Genomic DNA, 17,244 nt, shown 5'->3' with positions numbered 1-17,244 from the left:
ATTATCAACCAACTTTACCTAATTTTTAATTAACTGTAGGAAATTTTTTTTCTCTCTGAAGAATTCATCCAAACCCCTATATTTTTGCCTAAACTAAAAGCAGATCGGTGCTGATGGCTACTCCTTCTATATACAAATAAATGAATTTCCCCCAAGTCAAGCTATCTCCTTTTCACAGTGACGTCTTAAAGAATACCGAGTTAGGTCAGCTTTGTGGCAAAAAGCAGCTGTTTCGCGCACGCTATGAAGTGTTACGGATGATTGGTCGAGGTGGTTTTGGTGTAACCTTTCTAGCCAAAGATACATCCTTACCGGGTCAGCCGTTTTGTGTCATCAAGCAACTTTGCCCCAAATTCAGTGATCCAAAAGCATTACATAATGCTCGTCAGCGGTTTGAGAGAGAGGCAAAAATTTTGAACAAACTGGGGACTCACCCCCAGATCCCCATGTTGCTCGATTATTTCGTAGACCATGGAGAATTCTACTTGGTTCAAGAGTACATTCGAGGCATTACCCTAGCTAGGTTGGTGAGGCGTTCTGGTTGCTTATCCCCAGGAGCCGTTAAAGGTTTTCTGCGAGACATACTACCGTTATTGCAGTATATCCATGACCATGGGGTAATACATCGTGATATCAAACCTCAGAATATTATTCTTTCTAATGATGATGGTCGGTTGGTACTAATTGATTTTGGGGCAGTTAAGGAGTTAATTGCCCAAGCATCAGATAACAGTGTAAGAAACCCAACTACCCATTTCATCGGTACGGTAGGATTTGCACCACCGGAACAGTTTAGCCTACGACCTGTGTATAGCAGTGATATTTATTCCCTAGGGGTTACCTGTCTTTACCTACTTACTGGAAAAGCCCCCCTAAAATTTCAGAGCGATCGCCAAACTAGTGAACTGAAGTGGGGCAAAGCATTGGACTTGAGTGATTCCTTTGCTAATATTCTCAACAGAATGCTGGCTATTTCCCTCAAAGAGCGTTATTCAAACGCAAGAGCGATCCTAAGGGCCTTGGATCATAAATTACTTCAAGAGAATCTTGACGAGTTTCTAGTTATTCAACCTCAAGCTAATCAACACCAACGACAGGCAAAGCAAAACACCGGGAAAAGTCAGAAGTATACACCTCCTACAGAAAAAACGGCGATCGCGATTCGAGAATGGAAACAAAGGATGCAAGCCAGACACCGCCAGAAGGATATACAAAGAGTTGAACACCTATTTAATCATTAGTGCTAAATTGGCCATTACAATGATTCCGGACAAAAAAAGTTAGTTTTTCATCCTTAATTGGTAAGCATTCAGCCGTCAGCCGTCAGCTTTACGTAACTCAGATTAAATGAATGCTGACCTGTTTTATTCAAAAGCTGTTCGGTGTAGTGTGACCTATGCCGATCAGCACTTCAAGTAGCGTGCCCTATGCCCATCAGCTGATACGCGACACGCTGATAGCTGATAGCTTACCTTTATTTTTTACATGTCAGCCAGTATTACGCATGCCAGCAGCAATACCGTTGATCGTCAATAAGGCTCCTCGTAGTAACTCTCCCTTACTATACCGGGATTGAACCACACCCAATGTTACCTGGTTGCTATGTTGACGTAGGCGTTTGAGCAAAGATACCTGTAAAAATCCTAAGGGAACGATGGTACCATTACGCAAATGTACAGACCGTTGTAAATTGGGGTCGCCATCTAGGAGTGTTTGGTGTCCTGTAATCGTCAGGACTAAGTTGCGGGTCAGGTTAAATTCCTTAGCAATTTGCTCAAACAAATGCTCGAAGCGTTCCAGGTCTTCAGGGTTTGAAAGTTCCTTGACATAGTGGTGAGCAATTTGTAGATCCACCTTGGCTAAGGTCATCTCTACTTTGGAAATGACCATTTTGAAGAAGGGCCATTTTGAATAGAAACAGCGCAATAGGTTGATATTTTCCTCTGGAGCTTGATCAACAAAGCTTTGTAGGGCAGTGCCAACACCGTACCAGCTCGGTAGCAGGAAGCGGCTTTGAGTCCAACTAAAGACCCAAGGAATTGCCCGCAGACTGCTTAAATCCTTCTTCCCTGATTTACGCCGTGCAGGGCGAGAACTAATTTGCAACTGGCTAATTTCTTGAATTGGTGTCACTTGATGGAAGAAATCTACCAGATCCGGTTGGTCGTGAATCAGAGCTCGGTAATGGCTACGGGAGATCTGAGCTAATTCCTCCATAATTTCATTCCAGGGCTGGATATCATCAAAGCCATTATTGAGTAAGCTAGCTTGCATCACTGCTGTGGCTATTGTTTCAAGATGATAGAGCGCTAGTCCTGGAAGAGAGTACCTAGAAGCAAGGACTTCCCCCTGTTCGGTAATTTTGATTCGGCCATTGATACTACGACCTGGTTGCGCCAGGATAGCTTCATAAGATGGACCGCCACCACGACCCACTGAACCACCACGACCATGGAAGATCCGTAAAACAATACCATACTCTTCGGCCATGTGCTCTAAGGCTTTCTGAGCTTTGTGGATTTCCCAGTTGCTACTGAGGAAGCCAGAATCTTTATTACTGTCGGAGTAGCCGAGCATTACCTCTTGTAAGTTAGGAGAGGTTAACCCTTGTTCCCGTAGCGTGGCCGTTCGCGCAGCGTGGCCTACGGCCTTAAGGTCAGGGTTATTTGGTTGTTCAGCTTTGGCATTCGAGTAGGGTAGGTTATTTAGTTGACGGTTATTTGGGCTAACCTGCATCTGTTGATATCCACCAGCCAAACTAGCACGATACAAGGGTAGCTCAAACAGGGATTTCATCACTGCTGGAGCACGCTTAAGGTCTTCCACTGTTTCAAACAGTGGCACCACGCGAATGGTACTTTTACCAGTGGCTGGGTCATACAGACCAGCTTCCTTCGCCAACAAGAGGACTTCCAACAAATCACTGGCCGTGTGACTCATACTGATGATGTAGGTTTGGCAGATTTGGGGACCAAACTCTTGTTGCAGTTGCCGCACCATCCGGAAGGTTTCGATAGTCTCGCAGGTTTTTTCCGAAAATGGTAGTTCTGTTGGGATTAATGGACGTCGGGTTCGCAACTCAGCGGTTAACCACAAGGATGCTTCGGATTCCGATAGCAAGTTGTAGGGCTTAGGCAAAACTTGCAGGTACTCAGCAATTTCACTCAGGGCTTCTGAGTGGCGAGAACTTTCCTGGCGAATATCTAGGTGAGCCAGGTAAAAGCCATAAATTTCCACCTGACAGATTAAATTGTCTAACTCACGACAGTTCAACCCGGTTTCCAGCAGATTACTCTCAATCAGCTTTAGTTCTGCCAAGAATTCTTCTCCAGAGCGGTAAAAACTCCAGCTTTTACCATTAGCCATCTCATCTGGTACAGGCATACCATTGGCCAGCTGTTGGTTTCGCTCACGGGTGTTTTCGAGTTTTTGCTTAACGTAAGTCAGTTTGAGTCGATAGGGTTCTTGGCGATAGCGAATGGCGAGCTGTTCGTAAACCTCTGGCAATTGAGAGCGGTCTTGTTCTAGAGAGTCTAACAGTTCTGGTAGCACATCACACCAGTGCAAGGACAGGCTCAATAATTCAGTCAGATTCCTAACTTCACCTATATATTTACCTAGCACCAAATCTCGTTGATAGCAGGCAGTTTGCCAGGTAATTTGGGGAGTGACAAAAGGATTACCATCCCGGTCTGACCCTACCCAAGAGCCAAAATGACAGAAGTTCTTAGCGGGTGGGTTCAGCCAGGGGAATGAACCCTTTAAGGCTTGCTTGAAGCGACTATACAATTGGGGTATAGTATCAAACAGTACTTCTTGGAAGTAGTGAAGAGTGTAATCTACTTCATCAAGTACTCCTGGCTTAAACTGATGTAGCTCATCGGTGCGCCACCAGAGGCGAATTTCTTCCATGAGCTTTTGGCTACATTCAGTCACCTCCCAGGACGAAGTGATTCCCAAGGTACCATAGGTTTGCTCCGCTTGGTCTAATTGTTCGAGAATCTTAGCCATCCGTCGCTGTTTACCCCGAATGGTACGACGGACAATTTCAGTAGGGTGAGCTGTGAAAACTAAACGAATATCAAGATTATCAATCAGCCGCTGAATTTGACCTGGTGGCACATTTTGCTTATGCAAATGGGGAAATAACCAATCTAGTAGCCCTAATTTTCTTTGAGATCCTTGGTTTTCTTGCTGGCTCTTTTCGATAACATTGGTAACGGCACCCCCTGGTTGAGTAACATCATTGCCTATGTCCACCTCTTGCTCAACTGTTACAACAGTTGAGAAAGACGAATTACCATTTTTTGTTAAAATACCTTGGCTGAAGGGGCTTAACTCGGGTTCAGTGCTTTTTCGGTAGGAACGGCGTCTTGAGAGTTGTTGATTTCGCTGTTCATAATGTTGTTCGACAATATTGATCAGCTGAAAGTATAGAGCAAAGGCTCGTGATGCCCGGATAGCCTCATTAAGGTCAAGCTGTTGGATTAAATCAGCTACTGAAGATTTAGGATCTTCAGTGGCTTGTCCTTCTGGAGAACACAATTCCCGCAGTTGCTTGAGTAAATCAACGAGTTCCTGACCACATTCAGATAGGAGAACAGATTCCCACAAATCCTCTACAATTTTAAGTCGATGGCGCAGAAACAGGTCAGAGGTAGCCGGGAAGGTTGAATCTTGATTAGATGGAGATGGGAGAAAACTCATAGGCTCTATCTATTCCCTATACAAAGCTGATCTATTTTACGGGTTTGAGGTTCTTTAGAGTAATTAAGGAACAAGAATTTATATTTATTGGGAAAGCTCATGGAAGCTTAACATCTTTACATTAACTTTAATACTAAGCCAAATTGTTGAGTATCTGTCTAGCGGTTATCAATTTGGTGAGGTACAGAGTCTTGGGTTTTATGGAACAGCGGATCCCCGGAACAGGGAACACATAAGAGTTAATATGGAAGAGCTAACACGGAACACATAAGAGGGAACAGGGAAAAAATCCTGTGTACCTCATTAGGCTAGAAACCGCTAGAAAAATCATTAAATTTCTGAAATCTGACTATTGGGTGTAACTGTGAAACTACAAATCTTTATACGTTTTTCTTGAACCATGACCCCAGTGTGGCTACTTCCCCCAACAGATTTGCAACTATTGAACCATGATGTCCATCTCTGGCGTGCGCAGTTGGAGCTGAGTGAATTATTGATTGAAAAATTGGCAACTACTCTTTCTGAGGACGAGCAGCAAAGAGCTCAGCGATTTTACTTTGAGCGGGATCGGAAGCATTTTATAGCAGGTCGGGGTCTTTTGCGCCAAATCTTGGGTCGCTATTTGGCCATGAACCCACGCCAAGTGGAGTTTTGTTATGGAAAGCGGGGCAAGCCAGCACTCCAGGAAACCTCTGGGGGCAGAAGACTCCGTTTTAATGTTTCTCACTCTCATGGACTAATTCTGTATGCTATTACCCGGGATCAGCGCATTGGCGTTGACCTAGAATATCTGCGACCAATGCCAGATGCTGAGCAACTCGCTCAACGTTTCTTTTCCCCCCAAGAGTATGCCGTGATTTGTTCTGTGTCTGAGGAGCAAAAGCACAAGGCATTTTTTCAGGGATGGACGAGTAAGGAAGCCTATCTCAAAGCAATTGGTGAAGGACTAGCTGGCTTGGAACAAGTGGAAGTTTCTGTAAATCCAGCTGAACCGACTGCCTTGCTGAGCATCAACAAAGACCCTCAGGCAGTTTACCCTTGGTCTATAGCTGGTTTAACCCCTGCGCCGGGTTACTTTGCCTCGTTGGTTGTCGAAAGAAAAGATTGGCAGTTAAGTTGTTTTGATTACACCGAGGAATCAGTCCCTGGTTAGAGTGTGGAGTGACTGGGTGTAGGGTAAAATTAGGCCGTAATCCTAACTGGTTAATCGTAACTGAACCAGATCAAGTAGTTTGCATCGGAATGCGATCGCTTATATCATGTCAGGATAATTACCCTTAATAAAAATTTCCCCCATCTCCCCATATTCCCCTCCTGGGAGGGGTTAGGGGTGGGTTCCCATCTCCCCACACTTTCCACCCTCCCCACCCTCCCCGCGCCCCCCAAAATTGATGGGTATTCAACCAGAATTGATATTAGGGGTGACCGGGGGAGCCTCAACACCCATTCACCCCGAACGGGTGTATAATCTTACCGTAAAATGGCACTAAGTAGGGATAGATTGTCACATCTCCCACACCTTTTTATAGGGGTATGCCTATAGATTGATAGGGCTGAGTTATCTTAGTTGGGTAGGTCGTGACTTGTCGATCATCGCTAGGCAAACGGGCACTCCCCTGATCCTAAGTTAGGGTGTCCACATTAGCCTCTGGAGTCGGCGACAGTCGCTTCATTCAACATTTGTTTTTTTAAAATTACCTCAAACTACCTTGGAAAGGAGTCAGTCGTGGCAAGTCATAAAATCCTGGTAATCGATGATAGTACGGTAATCCGCAAGCGTGTCAAAGAGATGTTACCTCCGGGGTTTGAAGTCCTCGAAGCTAAAGATGGGGTGGAGGGAATTAATTTAATTTACCAGGAAGAACCTAACTTTATAATGTTAGATTTTATCCTGCCAAAAATGAGTGGATTTGAGATTTTTGATAAACTTCAAAGTGAGCCTAAATTACAAAGAATTCCTCTGGTATTAATGTCAGGTCGAAAAGAAGAGGTAACTGCTAAAATTAAAGAACCTTTTAAGTATTTTGCCTTTATTGAAAAGCCTTTTAATAAAAAGCAGCTGACGGACGCTATCAAAGAATCTATGCAAAAGGCTAAGAAGCGACCAGCAACTCCTGCACCACCAACAATTAGTGCAGCTACCGATCAGTCCTCAGTCGCATCAGCTCAAGAAATTGCACAGTTGAAGGCAAAGGTTGCCAAAATGCAGAAAGAAATTGATGCCTTGAAGAAACAATTAGGTCAGCTGGTGACCTTTATTAAGCAAAAGTTGAAGTAGTTTATGCAAGTATAAAGGATGAAGTATGTTCTTACTTCATCATTCATCCTTCACTAATTCTTAGTCCAATTACTCCAACTCACGGCGTCCTTCTAAGGCTCTAGCTAAGGTTACTTCATCTGCATATTCTAGGTCTCCCCCCATGGGTAAACCAAAGGCAATCCGGGTCACTTTGGTAAACGGCCTGATCAGTTGACCTATATATAGTGTGGTTGTCTCCCCTTCTACACTGGGATTGATGGCTAAAATGACTTCTTGAATCGTTTTCTGGCTGACTCGTTGTACAAGTTGCTGGATATGGAGTTGTTCTGGACCAATGCCATCCATGGGGGAGATCACTCCTCCCAGAACGTGGTATTTACCTCGGTACTCGCGGGTTTTTTCGATGGCAATCACATCCCTTGAGTCGGCAACTACACAGATAGTCTTCTCGTCCCGGTTGGAATTGCGGCAAATTTGGCAGACGGGTTCAGCAGACAAGTGAAAGCATACTCTACAGAAACCAACTTGTTGTTTGGCTTCCACCAACGCTTGCGCTAGGGCTTTGACTTCCGGTGTTGGACGCTTGAGGATATGAAGGGCTAGTCGTTGGGCAGTCTTTGGACCAACTCCAGGCAGGCGTTGTAGCTCTTCAATTAAGCGAGCGAGGGGGCGTGTGTAAACCATCTATTGACACTCCCCGCCCTTGAAGGACGGGGATTCTTTCTTCAAAGGGATTCCAACGAATTTACCCTCAGAAAGCATCTTGACCGTGTGTCCCACGGCTGCAAGTCCGCGCATAGCGACTACTTGAGCGGCTGCAACATCTCTACTGGTTGTGTAGCCGCAATCTTCGCAATGATGAACACGCTCAGCTAACGTCTTTTTCCCAGTTTCAGTTAAGCAGTTGGGACAGATCTGACTAGTCTTTTTGGAGTCTACTTTTTGAAAATAGACGCCACGCTTAAAACAACATTGCTCTAATATCTGGAAAAACTGTCCCCATCCTGCATCCAAGCAGTGCTTACCCAACATCCCTCTGGCCAACCCTTTAAGATTTAGATCTTCAACAAAGATCATTCCAGCCCAATCACAGAGATTATGAGCTAATTCCCAGTGGTAATCTTTTCTGACGTTAGCAATTCGTTCGTGTAACTTACTGACTTTCTTTTGTGCTCGCACACGGTTTCTACTTCCAATGCGCTTCCTACTTACCCTCTTTTGCAGCAATTTAAGCTTGCGTTCAAGGCGTTTGAAAGGGCGTGGATTAGGAAACAAAGCACCATTGCTAACAGCAACAAAATGTGAAATTCCGACATCAATCCCCAAGGCTTCTCCGTGAGGCATGACTTGGGGAACATCTACATCCCATGCTAGAGTGAGCATCACATACCAACCGGAGGATCTCTTGACTACTCTAGCTTGCTTGACTACAGCATCAGCGGGTATCTCCCGTGATTGCCTCATCTTCACCCAACCAATCTTGGGTAGTTTTACTCTGTTAGCTTCAAGGGGCTTGACTCCTAGTTGTGGAAAGACAAAAGACCGCATTTGTCCCTGCTTCTTAAAGCGAGGAAAGCCATGTCCTTGTTCCCACATACTTACAAAGGCTTTTTCTAACCTTTTGAGTGTTTGTTGCAAGACATGAACTTGAACAGCTCTTAATTCTTCAATAGCTTTTCTGGCAGCAGTTAAACCACGACACTGACTGGCATAAGTAGGACGTTTAGCATCGGCTGGGATAATGTATTCCCTAGGGAGAGAGCAGGCGTTAATTTGACAGCTACGAGACTTATACCAGTCCTTGCGTTCGACTAAAGCGTAGTTATAAACCTTGCGGCATTGCTCCAACCAGTCTTCAAATAAAGAGACTTGCTTGGCAGTTGGCTTCAGTTTAAACTCGTAGGTTAAATTAAACAATTGGCTTTCCTCCTTAAGCTCAGGATAACACATTTTTGAATAAAGGTGCAAGCGTTAGCTCAATAAGTGGGATGACATGCTCAAAGCCGCCCTAGAAGGGCGGGGCTTGAAACCCATTATTTTTGTTTGGTCAAGAATCGGGAATCGGGAGTAGAGAATCGGGAAAGTGTTCATGGACAATTTAGTGCTACTAGATCATGGGATTTTTAGAATCACAGTGGCAAAACAAAACATTAGAATCAGCTCAGCTATAAGATATATAGATCTAGATAGATCTGCGATCGCATTTTATCCGCCCCTATGAGTACAACCCCTGATTTCCTGAGCCACCTCAACCCTTCCCAACTTCAAGCCGTTGAACATTTCTGTGGTCCGTTGTTAGTTGTTGCTGGTGCCGGGTCTGGCAAAACCCGAGCCTTGACCTATCGCATTGCTAATCTGATTCTCAAACACAAGGTCTCACCAGAAAATATCTTGGCGGTGACGTTCACTAACAAAGCCGCACGGGAAATGAAAGGGCGGATTGAGCAAATATTTGCTCAGCAGCTGGCGCAACAGAAGTATGGTCAACGGTTGGAGCTTCTGCCAGAAGACCAACAAACCCAGTTGCGATCGCGTGTTTACAAAACTATCACCAAACCGTTGTGGATTGGCACCTTCCACAGTCTGTTTGCTAGGATTCTCCGGTTCGATATCAATAAATATCAAGATGAGCAGGGACGGAAGTGGAATCGTAACTTTTCCATCTTTGACGAATCCGATGCCCAGACCCTGGTTAAAACCATTGTCACTCAAACCTTAAATCTTGATGACCACAAATTTAACCCCCGTTCTGTGCGCTATGCCATCAGCAATGCCAAAAATCGCGGTTTTTCTCCCCAGGAATTTGAGCTACAACAGTCCAATTTCCGGGGACGAGTGATTGCTGATGTCTATAGCCACTACCAAGAGCAGTTAGCTGCTAACAATGCTTTGGACTTTGATGACCTCATCTTAGTGCCAATGAGGCTATTCCAACAGAATGAGTCGGTCTTAAGCTACTGGCATCAGCAATTTTATCACATTTTAGTGGATGAGTATCAAGATACCAATCGGATTCAGTATGAACTGATTCGCTTGTTGAGTACCAATGGCGAAACTCGAAAGAGTCAGTGGGATTGGCAGAATCGCTCAGTTTTTGTAGTAGGGGATGCAGACCAGTGTCAGCCACCAGGTACTCAAGTACTCACTACTGAAGGATATGTCCCAATCGAAGCACTAGATCCAAATCAACATCGGTTAGTCAGCTATAACCCTCATTCTTCCGCAGTAGTTGGCAGAGTCGAAGGTTATCGTTTCAACAAAGCCAGTCGTCCTTTTAGTGGCCATCTGATTGAGGTAACGGTTGATAGCCAAACTACTCGCTCCACACCAAACCATCGATGGCCAATCCGGTGGAATCAGCAAGCTAAGGACAAGACTCATGTTGTCTACCTAATCCGCCGAGGTCAGTGGTACCGAGTCGGATGGTGCAAGCTATTTAAAAGCGATGGTGGATTTCAGTTAGGCTATCGAGCCAGGGTTGACAAAGCAGATGCCGCTTGGATTCTGGTGACAACCGACAATCGGACAGAAGCTTCCTTCAAAGTTTCTTATATTGCCGCTCGCTATGGTATTCCCACTGCCCCGTTTGAACCAATTAATGGTGCCACTGAGTACACCCGTCAGATGCTGGAGCAGTTATTTAATGCCCTGGGTGATGTGTTACCAGAACGGGGGATTTCCTGTCTTCAAGACTTTGGACTCGACCCAAACTACCCGATTTACAGCCCTGATATTGCCTATCAAGGCGGACGGGGTAAAAGTACTATCGAGCTAGCAGCGATTAATTTATTACCAGAACTGATGGATATAGCCGTCTATCAGGGTGGCAAAACAGTGGCTTGGAAACCAATTAGGATTCAGCGTCAGGAATACAGTGGCTTGGTGTATAGCCTAGAGGTAGAGAAGCACCATGTCTACTTTAGCGATGGATTGCTTACTCATAACTCTATCTACAGTTTCCGAATGGCAGACTTCACCATCCTTCTGGGTTTTCAGCAAGACTTTGGTGACGGTTTAGCCGATCAAGATACTCGCACTATGGTCAAGCTAGAAGAAAACTATCGCTCTAGGGAAAATATTCTTCAAGCTGCTAACCACCTGATCGAAAATAATACCCAGCGGATTGAGAAAATTTTGCGAGCAACACGGGGTATCGGGGAAAAAATCTATTGTTATAGCGCTGATGACGAATTGGAAGAAGCTCAGTTTGTAGTCAGTAAAATTATCCAGCTAAAACGACAAAATCCAGAACTGGATGGAGGCAGTTTTGCTATTCTTTATCGTACTAATGCTCAATCCCGTGCCTTTGAAGATGTCTTGATCAGAGCCGATATTCTCTATACTGTAGTTGGTGGGTTCAAGTTCTATGACCGTAAAGAAATTAAAGATGCTCTGGCTTACCTAAGAGCGATCGCAAACCCATCCGATACTGTTAGTCTATTGCGCATTATCAATACTCCTCGACGAGGAATTGGACAAACTACCATTAACAATCTGGTCGCAGCTGCCCAAGAATTAGGAGTTCCCCTGTGGGAAATTATCAGTGATGAGACCTCAGTTCATACATTTGCTGGACGGTCAGCTAAAGCGGTAAAGAAATTTGCTCAGCTTATTTCTCAATGGCAGGAGCAATTGGAAGAGCGATCGGCATTAGAGATTCTCAAAGGGATTATGGAAGAGTCTGGTTATATTGGCGATTTAAGAAACAAAGGCACTGAAGAAGCTGAGAATCGATTGGAAAATATTGTGGAATTGTTTAATGCAGTCCAGCAATTTCAAGAAGAAAACGAAGAAACGAGCTTAGAAGGGTTTCTTGCTAATGCAACTCTAGCCTCTGACATGGATAACCTGGAAGAGGGGAAAAAAGCAGTTTCTTTAATGACCCTTCACTCTGCTAAAGGGCTAGAATTTCCCATTGTCTTTCTAGTCGGCCTAGAGCAAGGACTGTTTCCTCACAGTCGTAGTCTCAGAGATCCTGTAGCGTTGGAAGAAGAACGGCGTCTGTGTTATGTAGGGATTACTCGCGCTCAGGAACAACTGTTTTTATCCCATGCTCATGAGCGACGCTTTTATGGGAATCGGGAACCGGCTAACCGTTCTCAGTTTCTCAAGGAGTTACCCTCAGAGTTAATTGAGACTATGGTGGGAATGTTTTGATGGTCTCCTCGGTACTTGATACATAGCGCCTTCATAGGTAAGCATTCAGCCCTCAGCTGTCAGCTGTCAGCTTAAAATAAACCCGGCGTAGCGTAGGCTCTTCCCGTAGCGTGCGCCAATGCGCAATGGGCAAAGGGGAGAATTTAATATTGATAATTGATAGATTAATGAGAATTGAAAGTTTTCATAAAAGTCCTTGGTCAAGGCCAAAGCCTGATAGCTGATAGCTGATAGCTGAATGCTTGTCTTCATACTTGATATTACTTCATACTTCATCTTAGACAGATGCCTTGGCAATTTCCTCAAAGACTAACCCAATCCCTAGGAGCAATCATAATTATCCTAGGTTGTATCTTAGCAGTTGGCAAGCTACAGCAACCCCAACTCAATGCCCTTAAACAAAGCTCCAAAAACATCTCACCCGCAGACCTCCAGCGAGACGTAGAAGCAAAACAAGTGTATCTCAATCTGCTTCAGAGACTACCTACATTTGGCTTCGATAATGTATTAGCTGACTGGGTATTTCTGAATTTCCTTCAATACTTTGGTGATCAAGACGCTCGCCGAATTACTAGCTATCAGCTTAGCCCAGAGTACTTTGACGTTATTATAAACCGAGACCCCAAATTTTTAACAGCGTATTTTTTTCTATCTAGCAGTAGTTCCTTATATGCAGGAATGCCAGAAAAATCGGTCGCCTTAATGGAAAAAGGACTCCAGTCACTATCCCCTAAAGTTCCTCCTAAATCTTATTATGTGTGGCGTTACAAAGGAATTGATGAATTATTATTTTTGGGTGACCCTAAAGCCGCCCAAAAATCCTTTGAAAAATCAGCAGATTGGGCAAGTCAATACCCTGATGAGCAAAGTCAAAACATTGCTGAAATTTCCCGCAACACTGCTGAATTTATAAAGCGCAATCCTACTAGTAAGATAGCTCAAGTGAGTGCTTGGTCAATGGTTTTAAATAACTCTCCTGACCCTCGCACTAGCAAAATCGCCATCAGTAGAATTGAAGCCCTAGGTGGTAAAGTTATCATCACACCAGAAGGAGCAGTTAAAATTCAACTGCCCCAGACAGATTAATAGTGTTTGTGGTTGAAGGTTAGAAGGTTTAAGGTTAGAAGGTTGAAGGTTAGAAGGTTGAAGATTAGAAGGTTTAAGGTTAGAAGGTTGAAGGTTAGAAGGTTTAAGGTTAGAAGGTTAGAAGGTTAGAAGGTTGTTCGCGTAGCGTGGCCTTTTGGCCAAGGTTGAAGGTTAGAAGGTTAGAAGGTTGTTCGCGTAGCGTGGCCTTTTGGCCAAGGTTAGAAGGTTAGAAGGTTAGAAGGTTGTTCGCCTTTGGCCTTCGGTGTAGGGTAGGTTGAGGATTGTTCGCGTAGCGTGGCCTATTGGCCAAGGTTGACGACTCTGAGATCGCCATTACCCATTACCAATTATCCATTACCCATTACCCATTACCAAAAAAACGACACTCATTCCTATCAACATGGCTATAAAATTGCTATTAGTAACTGATTTAGTAATAACCCTAGACTAAAACCTGTTAGAGAAACCCCACAGATGATCCAAAAAGCCTGCCATTCACCGTATCCTTCTGTTTGAAGATCTAATCTGGTTAAGGCAGCAGCAGCAATCAGCACCAGAATACGGCTAGAATAATGAATCCAGCGCAGGATGATAACGGCTAGGAAAGAGCTGAAAATTACGGAGACAAAAGCTTTGGTATCAGATTTCATCCAAGTCCCGTACAATTTTCTAATCTGATACACTGGAGCAGTTATCGCTAAAGCCATCAACACGATATAAACTGCTCCGATCAGCCAGAGCCATACCGATATATGAAATAAGGAAGGATGTGATGCTGATGTAGTGTGTTCTACCGTAATCAATTCCTGAAAGTCAACAGATATCATCCAGCCAAAAATACTATGGCTTAACAGAAGAATTGATAATGAAAACCAGGGCAGTTTTTTGATTAACCACATTTAATTTAAAGAATCCCACGACTAAAGTGCGTGGGATTTGAGGTCATTAATCATTAGTCTTTTATTAATTGTTAATGGCTAATTGTTAATGGTTACTTGTTAATTAACCATTAACAAGTAACCATATCCTATTATTAAATGACCAATGACTAATGACTAATCACAAATGACTTAGGAGGTCAGCTGTCAGCCGCCAGCCGTCAGCTGTCAGCTGAGGTAACAGAGATTAAACCAATGCTTACCTGTTTTATTCAAAAGCTGTTCACTGTAGCTTGCCCTATGCCCATAAGCTGATAGCTGATAGCTGATAGCTGATAGCTGATAGCTGATAGCTGATAGCTTACCTTAGGACTTAGGAGACATTGCTTGAATAATGTAATCGAAGTAGGGACCTGTCAGCTCAGCCTCCTCGTCGGTGAGGATTCCCAAAGATGCCTCTTTTAAGCAATTTATCGCTTCTGACATCCCTGCCATTGGCACACCTAGGGCATTATACATTTCTCTTGCCCCGATTATACCAATGTCTTCAATAGGTTTCTGATCACCAGCAAGCACACCATAGGTGACCAAGCGCAAGTACCATCCATAGTCCCGTAAACACTGATTTCGTTCACGCTGACCATAGGCATTGCCTCCTGGTGCTATGAAGTCAGGGCGTTTCTGCCACAGCTGACTACTGGCTTTTTGTACAATCTTTTTTTCATTTTCCGACAGGGTGGCAGCAATGCGCAATCGCTGCTCACCGCTTTGCAAAAAATCATTGATACTTTTGAGTTCACCAGAGCTGAGGTATCTCAGCTCGTCGTCGGCTTTGAGAATGACTTGACTAACTACACTCATGTTATTAGTTTATGGAGTTTTTTATTGAGTTACTCAGGCAATTCATCCCAAGCTAAATTACAGATTTTACCTCGGGACTTGTTGCCAGAACTGTTAATTAGTAGTTTACCGACTTTGGGTGACACAACGGAAGGCATTGGGCATAAGATCAACAAATAGAGCAAAACCCATGCTTGCTTGCTGGCATCGATAGTCTCTTTCCCCTCTTACCCCATCCTTTACATTCCCTTGAAGCATCCTTTGCCCCCTCTTGCCATCTGTAGCTGGCATGAAAACAAAACTATCAGGATTTACGCAAAAACGCTATAAGTACTAGGGTACCTTAATAAAGCCACCTACAGGTAGCGACGGGTGCGCCGACCTGAGGTGGTTTCCACCATGAGCTACTGCATTCGATCTCCCTACTCCCTACTCCCTACTCCCAGATCCGCTGTTCCCTTTGCTATATAATGCCAATGATGATAACTAATCAGCCCAGCCCTGAGTGTTGGCAACAAGGTCAACTGATTGAGGTAATGATTACAGACCTCAGTGATAGTGGTGATGGCGTTGGACGCCTAGGAAATCGGGTCGTTTTTGTTCCGGATACTGTCACAGGCGATAGAGCTTTGGTGCGCCTGATGCGGGTCAAACCTAACTATGCTACTGGTAAGTTACACCAACTGTTAGTGGAATCCCCTAATCGTGTTCGTTCCCGATGTATCGTGGCGGATAAGTGTGGTGGTTGTCAATGGCAGCATGTGAGCTGGGACTATCAGCAGTTGGCGAAGCAAAATCAGGTGATTCAAGCCCTCAAACGCATTGGTGGATTTAGCGAACCCACCGTAGCCCCAATCTTAACCACAGATTCTCCCTTGGGCTATCGCAACAAAGCGACCTATCCCCTTAAACGCTCAGCAACGGGTTCAGTTCAAGCGGGTTACTACCAAAAAGGTAGCCACCAGCTCATTAATCTTAATCAATGCCCCGTGCAAGACCAGCGCTTGAATCCCCTGCTAGGGGAAATTAAGCAGGATATTCAGCAATTGGGGTGGTCGATATACAACGAAAGCCGCCACCAAGGACGATTGCGTCACCTTTCGTTACAGATTGGACAACAGACTGGCGAGATGTTGCTGACCTTGGTCACAACGGATCTGAATTTAAAAGACTTGGATATCCAAGGGCAAACTTGGCTAAATCGTTATCCCCAACTGGTTGGTGTTTGTGTGAATCATAACCCCCACCGCAGTAATGTCATTTTTGGTTCCCAAACCTATTGTGTTGCAGGTCAGCCATACTTGAGGGAAAACTTTGCTGGTCTTGAGTTGCGGCTGCGACCAGATACGTTTTTCCAAGTTAATACTGAAGCGGCTGAGGTTTTGTTAAACCTAATCATTAAACAGCTAGCCCTGAAGGGGCATGAATGTGTAGTTGATGCTTACTGTGGCATTGGCACGTTTACTCTACCCCTTGCCCAACAGGTAAGCCAAGCTATCGGTATTGAAGTGCAAGCCGCATCAGTAGAGCAAGCTGAGCAAAATGCCTTGATCAATGGGATCACTAATGTGAAATTTCAGGCGGGATCAGTGGACCAGTTACTCCCCCAGTTGACTATAGCGCCAGATATTATCTTACTTGACCCACCCCGTAAGGGATGTTCTCCAGCAGTTATTGACATCCTCAGGCAAGTGGCACCAAAACGGATCGTTTATATTAGCTGTAACCCAGCTACCTTAGCACGAGACCTCAAACTCCTTTGCCTCAACGGTGACTACCAGTTAACCCACATCCAACCTGCTGACTTCTTTCCTCAAACCTCTCATGTTGAATGTGCTGCTTTTCTCGAGCACTGATATTGGCGTTGCCCAATTGTGGAACACCCAAGCATCATCCCTGATTGGTGATGGGCAATTGGTGATGGGGAATTGGTAGCTTACCCAACGGTGGCACGGGCATCTAAATAGTTTCTTTATGTATAGTCTTTATGTATAGTCTCAATTATCTACATCAATTATTTACCTATTTCACTGGTATTTCATGAGGAAACTACCCAGAAGGGTCTGGTCTGAGCGAAAATTTTCTGATACTATAGACGTAGGGAATCAGAAATACACTAAGGTTAGGGAAGATGAGTAACGCTAAATGGCTATTATAGCGCTGTTTAGGCATTTTTTCCATTGAGCTGATAGGTAAAGCAGCGACATTAGTGAAAAACCTATTGAACTACCTATTGAACTAATTAACAGAATAATTAACCATAGAGAGGTTGTAGTTTAGCTATGCCAGCAGGAATCTTCATGTCTGAATATAGAA

General features: G+C 44.3%; 13 protein-coding genes. 6 read left to right on the top strand and 7 right to left on the bottom strand.

All coding sequences use genetic code 11. The features are described from left to right. Window positions 1–140: 140 nt before the first annotated feature. A complete protein-coding gene (locus LYNGBM3L_RS24550) occupies window positions 141–1,241 on the top strand; it encodes a serine/threonine-protein kinase (RefSeq protein WP_008188015.1) in 1,101 nt (366 codons plus the stop codon). 247 nt (window positions 1,242–1,488) lie between these two features. On the opposite strand, the gene LYNGBM3L_RS24545 is transcribed toward LYNGBM3L_RS24550, so the two are convergent. Beyond that, a complete protein-coding gene (locus LYNGBM3L_RS24545; protein WP_008188014.1) occupies window positions 1,489–4,707 on the bottom strand; it encodes a phosphoenolpyruvate carboxylase in 3,219 nt (1,072 codons plus the stop codon). A 400-nt stretch (window positions 4,708–5,107) separates the two neighbouring features. Between LYNGBM3L_RS24545 and LYNGBM3L_RS24540 the strand changes: the two genes are divergently transcribed. Then, window positions 5,108–5,860, top strand: coding sequence for a 4'-phosphopantetheinyl transferase family protein (locus LYNGBM3L_RS24540; protein WP_008188013.1), 753 nt, complete (start codon window positions 5,108–5,110; stop codon window positions 5,858–5,860). Window positions 5,861–6,433: 573 nt separating this feature from the next. Next, a complete protein-coding gene (locus tag LYNGBM3L_RS24535; protein WP_008188012.1) occupies window positions 6,434–6,985 on the top strand; it encodes a response regulator in 552 nt (183 codons plus the stop codon). A 69-nt stretch (window positions 6,986–7,054) separates the two neighbouring features. Here the strand turns inward: LYNGBM3L_RS24535 and recR are convergent, their stop codons facing one another. The 3 genes from recR to LYNGBM3L_RS48935 are packed head-to-tail and all read right to left on the bottom strand — an operon-like array spanning window position 7,055 to window position 9,064. Then, a complete protein-coding gene (gene recR, locus LYNGBM3L_RS24530) occupies window positions 7,055–7,651 on the bottom strand; it encodes a recombination mediator RecR (RefSeq protein WP_008188011.1) in 597 nt (198 codons plus the stop codon). Further along, window positions 7,652–8,884, bottom strand: a complete 1,233-nt coding sequence (locus tag LYNGBM3L_RS24525) for an RNA-guided endonuclease InsQ/TnpB family protein (RefSeq protein ID WP_044494642.1) — start codon at window positions 8,882–8,884, stop codon at window positions 7,652–7,654. A 54-nt stretch (window positions 8,885–8,938) separates the two neighbouring features. Beyond that, on the bottom strand, window positions 8,939–9,064 hold the full coding sequence (locus LYNGBM3L_RS48935) for a hypothetical protein (protein WP_267872086.1): 126 nt from the start codon (window positions 9,062–9,064) through the stop codon (window positions 8,939–8,941). A 120-nt stretch (window positions 9,065–9,184) separates the two neighbouring features. On the opposite strand from LYNGBM3L_RS48935, the gene LYNGBM3L_RS47820 reads away from it, so the two are divergent. Together LYNGBM3L_RS47820 and LYNGBM3L_RS24515 are read left to right on the top strand one after the other, a co-directional pair. Next, complete coding sequence (locus LYNGBM3L_RS47820; protein WP_008188009.1) at window positions 9,185–12,124, top strand: 3'-5' exonuclease; 2,940 nt, start codon at window positions 9,185–9,187, stop codon at window positions 12,122–12,124. Between the two features lie 285 nt (window positions 12,125–12,409). Beyond that, on the top strand, window positions 12,410–13,210 hold the full coding sequence (locus LYNGBM3L_RS24515) for a hypothetical protein (RefSeq protein WP_008188008.1): 801 nt from the start codon (window positions 12,410–12,412) through the stop codon (window positions 13,208–13,210). Between the two features lie 404 nt (window positions 13,211–13,614). On the opposite strand, the gene LYNGBM3L_RS24510 is transcribed toward LYNGBM3L_RS24515, so the two are convergent. From LYNGBM3L_RS24510 to LYNGBM3L_RS44260, 3 genes are all read right to left on the bottom strand, one after another. Continuing rightward, a complete protein-coding gene (locus tag LYNGBM3L_RS24510; RefSeq protein WP_229414677.1) occupies window positions 13,615–14,037 on the bottom strand; it encodes a hypothetical protein in 423 nt (140 codons plus the stop codon). 417 nt (window positions 14,038–14,454) lie between these two features. Continuing rightward, complete coding sequence (locus LYNGBM3L_RS24505; RefSeq protein WP_008188006.1) at window positions 14,455–14,949, bottom strand: allophycocyanin subunit alpha-B; 495 nt, start codon at window positions 14,947–14,949, stop codon at window positions 14,455–14,457. A gap of 105 nt (window positions 14,950–15,054) precedes the next feature. Then, window positions 15,055–15,219 (bottom strand): hypothetical protein, encoded by a 165-nt coding sequence (locus LYNGBM3L_RS44260; RefSeq protein ID WP_008188005.1) that lies wholly within the window; start codon window positions 15,217–15,219, stop codon window positions 15,055–15,057. A gap of 179 nt (window positions 15,220–15,398) precedes the next feature. Here LYNGBM3L_RS44260 and rlmD point away from each other — a divergent pair, with 179 nt between their 5' ends. Beyond that, entirely contained in the window at window positions 15,399–16,784 is a 1,386-nt protein-coding gene (rlmD, locus tag LYNGBM3L_RS24500; RefSeq protein WP_008188004.1) for a 23S rRNA (uracil(1939)-C(5))-methyltransferase RlmD, read from the top strand. Window positions 16,785–17,244: the final 460 nt, after the last annotated feature.

Source organism: Moorena producens 3L, from assembly GCF_000211815.1.
GTDB classification, from domain to species: domain Bacteria; phylum Cyanobacteriota; class Cyanobacteriia; order Cyanobacteriales; family Coleofasciculaceae; genus Moorena; species Moorena producens.
The sequence above is the reverse complement of the archived record's forward strand: the minus strand, read 5'-3'. Positions and strand labels throughout refer to the sequence as shown.